Source organism: Neisseria sp. Marseille-Q2251 (assembly GCF_940793045.1).
Classification (GTDB): Bacteria; Pseudomonadota; Gammaproteobacteria; order Burkholderiales; family Neisseriaceae; genus Neisseria.
The window spans coordinates 1-7,339 of record NZ_CALNWV010000068.1; the positions used below are offsets into that span (position 1 = coordinate 1).

Sequence of the window (7,339 nt, forward strand, 5' to 3'; positions counted from 1 at the left end):
AGAGGTGGTATAGGCCGTGGTGGATGCCGTCCCATTCGTATAAGGGATAGTGGCACAAAATCGCGGTATTGCCGATTTCGGGCAGTTTGAGCCGCAGGTAATGGCTGGCGGACGAGAGCAACGGATGGCCGTCGGCTTTGCGCGTGTTGAGGAAATGTGCTTCGTTTTGCCGAATCAGGTAGTCGTGGTTGCCGTAAATCAAATGGTGTTGCCCGTTAAGCCGTTGCAGCACGGCTTCGATGTGTGCGGGCTTTTTGGCAAAGCAGACATCGCCGAGGTTGTACACAGTGTCTTGCGGGGTAACGACGCGGTTCCAGCAGTCGATCAGGTATTCGTTCAACTCGTCGGCGTTATCGCTTTGCAGGCGAAATTGCGGGCAGTATCGGGCGATGTTGGGATGGGAGAAGTGCCAGTCGGCTGTGAAATAGGTTTGAGGCATGGGATACTCGGTTTCTGGTCATCTGACAATGAAAAATAAGGTGCAGGCTGCTTTAGAGGTCGTCTGAAACGGAGTTGGGGCGATAAAAAGCAGCCTGCACTTTTTTTGCCCGCCTATCTGCCGGTCAATACCAACCGTTGGCAGAAGGCTTCCCAATCGGCAAGGGGCACAACGCGTTTGCCGTCTGCTAACCGGTGCACATCGGAAGCGCAGGCGGTGTGCCAATAGGTGTAAAACGGTAGTTTGGCGATGTCGGCTTCCGGTACGGCAGGGGCATTGTCTTGTCCTGGCGTATGCACAATCGGCAGGCCGAAATAGCTGTATTGGCCATCTGCGGCTTTGTCGCCTGTGTGGCCGGTTTGGCCGCGGTGTCTGCCGGTACGAACAAACCGTCGGCAGAATGCGTTCCAATCGTGCAGAAACACGGCGGCTTGTCCGTCTATCAGGCTTTGGGCCGAACCGATGCTGCTGTCCCGCCAAAACAGGTAGAACGGCAATTCGGCGATGTGGCGTTCCATGACGACCGGACAATCGCCCTGTCCTGCCGGCTGCATCACCGGAACGCCGAAACAGGCGGTTTCAGGCAAGGTATGTGCAGGCTGCATGAAGGCGTTTTGCAGGATAACGGCCGCTTCGGCAGGGTCGATACCCAAACAGTCGATGGCAGGCTGCAAGGTTGCAGGCAGGTCGCAAAAGCAACCTGCACCTTCCGGCAGGCAATATACCGAGTTGTGCGTATGAGCCAGCGGTGCCGCCCATAGGGTAACGGGCGAGGTGCGGATTCGGCTGCCTGCGGTAAAACGTCCCGAACCATCTTGGACGACTGTGCCGTACACCACGGCATACTCGGATTTACCGGGCGTGTGGTAGCACGTGAATGTCCAGTCGGTGAGCATGCAGGGGGATAGGGTGCTGTCGTGGGGATGTTCGGATGAGATGGGGGTGTTGGGCATGGTTCATTCCTGAAATGGCGGGGTTTAGACAGCCACAGTCATTGCGAGGTATGCAGATTGCCTGAAATTTCGCGTTACACTTCAATCGCGCTCCTGTTCCGATAACCAGTTTGGACAATTATTTTTGGAATACCTTTGGGATTAATGATCATGCAGCAGTCTTAAATTTTTGCATACATGGCCGCGTGCTTGTCTCCGGCAAGACGTGAGCGAAGCTGAGCGAATCCATATTGTTAACAAAATTAAGATTTAGTGGAGGCTGCTGCAAGCTGCGGTGCGGGCTTGAGCGGAAAGTAGTTCAGTATAATAGTGTTTGACGCGCCATTAAACTGCTGTATCTCTCTGCCCGGAAGAAGTAGATGTTGACGAAAATTGTCTTCTACTCTACCCATCAAGAAGTTTAATAGGTGTGAAGAGATTGTCTGAAAATTGATTTTCAGACGATCTTTTGTAGAGACTACTATAGTAAAAATAATTTACCTTACATCCTATAAATTACCTACGTTGACGGTTAACAGCAATAAGAGGCTTATTTAAAGTAACTTGGGTCATACCATGCATATATGCATTATATTGCCATACAATAAATTGCTGTTTATATCGCTCATTAATTTCTTCCAAACGTTGTACCTGAGCTTTTAAATTCTTAACTTGCTTTTGCAGATAATCCATTGTTACATTCGGTTCTGGGTTAGCTTTTGCTTTTTCTTTAAGTATATGTTTTTGTTTGCTAAATGCCCCTTGTATATCTGAATAATTAGCTAGGGATTGTCTTTCAATACTTTTAACATTTAATAATTCTGAAACTTTGTGGCAAAGTAATTCCCAAGTTAATTTACCTTCCCAGGTCTTAATTAACATGATAATGTCTTCTAAACGTTCTTCTGTAACAAGAATTTTGGGCATATTATAACTCCATTAGTCTATACAAATCATTGTCTAATTTAGCTGTATCTGGTTCTAGAATGTCTATATCCATTCCTTTTTCCTGTAAAGCTAATTTAACTGGGGAAGGGTCATACTCATCAGGAATTCGTAATAATGATCCATTTGGAATTTCCCGATTTTCTAAAAATGCAATTTTGGTTTTTATATGTGTTAATCTCCATCCCAAATTACTTATCCACCGATCTGCACCAAAAACACCTAATTTATGGTGCTCTCTCGCTTTATTAAATTGTTCTGTAAGTTGAATTTCTCTAAGCTTTAATATTTCTAAAGATGATTCTAATCCTTTAATACAAACGAGTTCTTTACATGTTTCACAATCCCCATGGCGAGAGCATGGCGACATTGCATAATCATGTTCACAAATGCCTATTTCCGTTATAGTTGCAATTCCAATTCTATTTTTTCCTAAGTCTTCATAGGTTACTGGAAGATTTAAATGAATTTTATCTAAAAGTGAAGCATACTCGGGAATAAGTAAATTCCGAACTGCTTCACTTTTTTCTTCTTCTGTCCTGTGATCATAAGCCTTATTATCTGCAATTCTAGCCCTCCCTGCCCAGTTCGCTAAAGTTAATTCATCCATTCCACCTCTCTCAGCTTTTGTACTTAACCAATGCCTTGCATTGTGTGATAGCAATCTAACAAACTCTCCTTTCGAAGTAGTTATACAATGCTTTTCCCATAATGATGTTTTAGGGCGTGTATCAGAATAGCAGAATCTATCATTAATAAGATTTACTGTTGGTAATATAAAAGAAAATTTTTTAGGGAGAAAATTATCATGAAATTCATTTTCTCTGAATAATAATAAGGCTTCAGAAGCTTTAACGTTTTTATTTTTATCAATATATGGCCAGTAATTGAATTTTGAGGTATATTTTTCGTATAAGTATTTCCCTAAAACATTGGGAGTTATAACACCACTATTTTCTTTCATTAACTTTTCAAACCACTTAGTTTTAATCCCATGCTTTCCATTAATTTCTAAAACCTTACCTATTTCTATTTCAGTTAAAGGTTTTTGAGGTAAATAATGGGATACTTGCATACCTTGATCTGGTGATATCATTACCGTGTTCGGATTTTCTTCCGCAAACTTTGCTGCTTTTCTTGCTAAAGCTCCTATATCTGTTAAACGTTTGACTGCTTCAATAATCACATCTTGCATGCTACTAGGAACCCATTTCAAACCCTCTTTTCCATTTTTTGCAGGTATCCATCGAATACCTAATTGCTTATTTCCTAGGCTATCTTCTTCCCATTCTAAGCAATTAACAGATAAAGACATCAACTCAGAACAACGAGATGGAGCAACCATAAGTAGAGCCATAACTGCTGTATAATACTCAGTTTCTTTATCTAAATTTGGTGCATCATGAAAGAGTTTGGCTACCAACATCATTTCTTCATCTGTTGGCATTTTACTTGAACGGTATTCTTTTCCTCTTTCATCAAGCAATATCGTTAAATCTCTAGGACGTTTATATGGGTTATTCCATAAAGACAAATTTGGAGTAATACCATTTTCACGACAAAAATCAAATAACTTCTCAAGTTGATATCCTAATTTATTGACTGATTCAGTATCTTTTTTATATTTTTTCAATACAAGGGTTTCAACTTCATTAATGACTAAATTATCGAGTTGTAATATATCGCAATTGTTTTTTACATTGTATAAAGCCATTTCAACCATACGTAATGACTCAAGATGCCGTGATAATTGACGAACTGGTTGCTGAGAGTAAACATAACGAATGTATGCTTTAGCAAAATCAATAAATGGTTCAGATAACGGCTCATATTGATAGGATGTAGATTTAACCCTATCTGTGGAAAAACGAACTTGAATGTTGTGAAGATTAAAGGTATCTCTCCATTGATTATTGTCCCAACAATCACTTCCGAAAGCTGTAAGTTTGTTTCTACAGAAAGTGATAAAATTTTCTAAACTGGATTTTGGATTCTCATGTACTTGGAAAAAAATTGTATTATTCATAATTAATGAGCCTCCATATTTTTTTTCATTTCATTACACGCTTGAACAACATATTCAACAGCCAATATAATACGATCCTTAGAAGATGCATAATCTATACTTTTAGTTCTTCTTAAACGTTCTTCTTTCTCTTTATACAGTTTATTTAATATTTGTTGATGTGGACCATCAACCAAAGGTCTAAATTTAGGACATAAATAACAAGTCTCATAACCAGTTATACAAAAATCATTCGTCCCACATGCGCCTATAGTATCTACTCCGTTATTAGTTATTAAAGATGTTGGATCAAATCCTCTCTCACTTTCATTCAAATTAGAAATAATTCTGCCAACAAATGCTTGGGCTAGTTTTCCCATTTCAGCACCCATAACGCGATCAATATATTGCACTGTATCCGCTGTATTTTCAGTATAGACTTTCACATTTTGTGTATCTGAGTGATCTAATAGTTCTGCTATAATCGCTGCACCAACTCCTTTTCTCCCTAGGTTAGTTCCCCTTGTATGACGAAAACGTCTTGCATTAACATGAATGATTTCACCTGTCCGCTCTGAAACAGCTTTTTGATGAATACAGAATTTTCGTAATGTGTTTTTCTCTAATGAAGATGTTGAGTAATGAAAAATATCTTTATCTAATAATGAAAGATCAAAACACCTATTTTGTATATTCCTTTTCAAAGTATACCAATCGATAAACATTGGTAATCTCATTTTATAATCTGATATAAATGCTTCATCAACCAAACTAAGTAATTTTTTGTATTGATATTCTATGAAGTTTAAGAGAATTAAATACAAATCCTCTGTGATGGCAAGCTTTTTAAATGTTCCTCTAAATAACCCTCCTCTCTTTTTAGCCCTAGGGATATTTAGGAAATAATTCCATGTTCCTTGAGAAATTTCCTTTTTCAAGTCTTCAGGCGGATTTGAATAGGTCTTCTCGCGGTAGCTTGAAGTAAGTGAATATATGTATATGTTTCAAATGGAATAAGATCTTCTTTCCAAAGTCTAGCCAGCTCCGTCATTAAAGCCAAAATTTCATTTTCAGTAAATGCACCTGTATAAGGGCATCTCATTAATACCGCTTTACCTTTGTTGTTTCCACTCAAGGTAAAGCTTTCTAGCAGCAATGCAACTGATTCATCAACTCCATAATAACCATACTCATGCCATGAGAGCAAAAAACCTTTTAGTGCACCTAAATACCATTCATGATCTTTTCCTAATTTATTTTTCCAATCCAAGATTATTGGCACGTTAATATTTTCTAATCTAGTTGAAATTACTAATCGTTGGAACTGTTGGTACATGTGAGATACGTGATAACTTGAATATTTTTCGGCATATATTGCTAATGTCTTTCTGAACCCTTCTAATGTTTTTTTATTAATTCCTAATATGTGTTTAGAAAAATTAATCTTTATTTCTTTGCTTATATGCCAAGAATTTTCGTTTTCATCAAATACATATCCATCTCTAGATTGTCTAATAATTTTATTATGATTCATAATCATCAACCTTTTTTTGAAACTCAATTTGAAGTTCTAATAATATCTTGTTAGCTTTTTCTCTAATATAACGTTGATTATAGAAATTACCTGATTTTTCTGACGTATGCCCCATGAGATGCTGTCTTATTTTTGCCTCTTTTTCAGGGGAGATAAAATCTTTATGGGAAGAATCATGATTTAAATTTTTATTATTCTTATCTACTTTTCGTGAAAAATATAAGTTCCATTCATGACGAAAAATATGCGGATGAATAATAGAGAATCTTGGATCTACCTTTTTCATCGTTGGTACAATAACGTTGTCAAAAGAACTTGTACTAATTGGACTCCCTTGAGTTTTTCCTTTTCGATGAGTTACAAACAAATATGGATGTGTATTCGCATTGGGAACTTTAGAACGATAATTCATAATATAATCATTAAGTAGTTGAGCTATCTTTTGTGATATTGGCAAGCGCCTTTCTTTAGTTTTACTAACTGCCTGAATTTTTCTTGTGTCAAATTTATCATCATGCGTTCGCTTTATTGTAACCGATGGTTTAGCAGTCCCTATATCGATAAATGGTATTTGAAGTGATAATAGTTCTCCTCTTCTAATTCCTAATTCTTTCAGTAAGATAAACATTAAATGGTTTCTTTTTCTTATTCCGATATCTTGAAACGGATTATTAGGGTTTGAAAAGTTCGCAATAGACATAAACTCATCTAACAATCCATCGGGTAACTCACTTTCTGGTTTTATAGATAATGCTTTATGATTCTTAGGTCTTACTCCTTTAATTAGCGTAAGTAATTTTGTTAATTTTTTGATATATTCGTTAGATACACTTATTACTTTAGATAGAAATAATATGTATTCTGAAAGTGTTGTTAGCCTATTATATTGGTGACTAAGGGATACAGACGAGTAAATATCAATAAATTGAGTTCGACCTTTCATTGACACACTTTTTTTTGTACTAATTACATTTTTTTGCTTTTTTACATTTATTCTCATATGTTGAATAAGAGATTCTAATTGATTTTCTGTTAAGAGTATCTCTTTATGAATCAGATCACTAATAACAAGATTATTCTCTTTTTCCCAGTTCATTAGCCATTGTATGGTTCCTAGTTTATTTCTAATGGTATTTACTGCGGATTGATTACGTAGTTCTACTGTTACCCATAGGGTTGAATAAAAATCAGGTATACCAGTTTTCTCATTAACTAACAGGGAAAAGCGTTCTCCATTTGAAAACAGGATTGTTTCTAGTCTATACATATCTACTAAATTTACAGAGTTAATATATATAAATACTAACAAAGAAGATAACAAAAGTCAAAATATGTGTAAAAAAAGAGAAACCTTGCTATATAAGGTTTCTCTGGGTTTTAATGATTTATTTTTTACAAAATTCAAGTATACAGAATTCAGAACGGAATATCGTCGTCGATGTCCTCGACAGGGGCTGCCGGTGCGGCGGGAGCTTGGCGGCGGG

Annotated in this window: 7 protein-coding genes; all 7 read right to left on the minus strand. The window is 37.4% G+C overall.

The annotated features are described in order from the left end of the window. Positions 1 to 439: phosphoesterase (locus AAG834_RS13305; RefSeq protein WP_342032407.1), on the minus strand; the 439-nt coding region annotated here is incomplete at its 3' end. A gap of 113 nt (positions 440 to 552) precedes the next feature. Beyond that, a complete protein-coding gene (locus tag AAG834_RS13310) occupies positions 553 to 1,335 on the minus strand; it encodes a hypothetical protein (RefSeq protein WP_029609556.1) in 783 nt (260 codons plus the stop codon). A 552-nt stretch (positions 1,336 to 1,887) separates the two neighbouring features. Next, positions 1,888 to 2,298: a hypothetical protein gene (locus tag AAG834_RS13315; protein ID WP_003756631.1), complete on the minus strand. Its 411-nt coding sequence runs from the start codon at positions 2,296 to 2,298 to the stop codon at positions 1,888 to 1,890. A 1-nt stretch (position 2,299) separates the two neighbouring features. After that, entirely contained in the window at positions 2,300 to 4,342 is a 2,043-nt protein-coding gene (locus AAG834_RS13320; protein WP_342032408.1) for an integrase, read from the minus strand. A gap of 2 nt (positions 4,343 to 4,344) precedes the next feature. Then, positions 4,345 to 5,259: a site-specific integrase gene (locus AAG834_RS13325; RefSeq protein WP_342032409.1), complete on the minus strand. Its 915-nt coding sequence runs from the start codon at positions 5,257 to 5,259 to the stop codon at positions 4,345 to 4,347. Beyond that, positions 5,256 to 5,855, minus strand: a complete 600-nt coding sequence (locus tag AAG834_RS13330) for an integrase (RefSeq protein ID WP_342032410.1) — start codon at positions 5,853 to 5,855, stop codon at positions 5,256 to 5,258. Before AAG834_RS13330 ends, AAG834_RS13325 begins: the two co-directional genes overlap by 4 nt. Continuing rightward, positions 5,845 to 7,122, minus strand: coding sequence for a site-specific integrase (locus AAG834_RS13335; RefSeq protein ID WP_003756643.1), 1,278 nt, complete (start codon positions 7,120 to 7,122; stop codon positions 5,845 to 5,847). Before AAG834_RS13335 ends, AAG834_RS13330 begins: the two co-directional genes overlap by 11 nt. Positions 7,123 to 7,339: the final 217 nt, after the last annotated feature.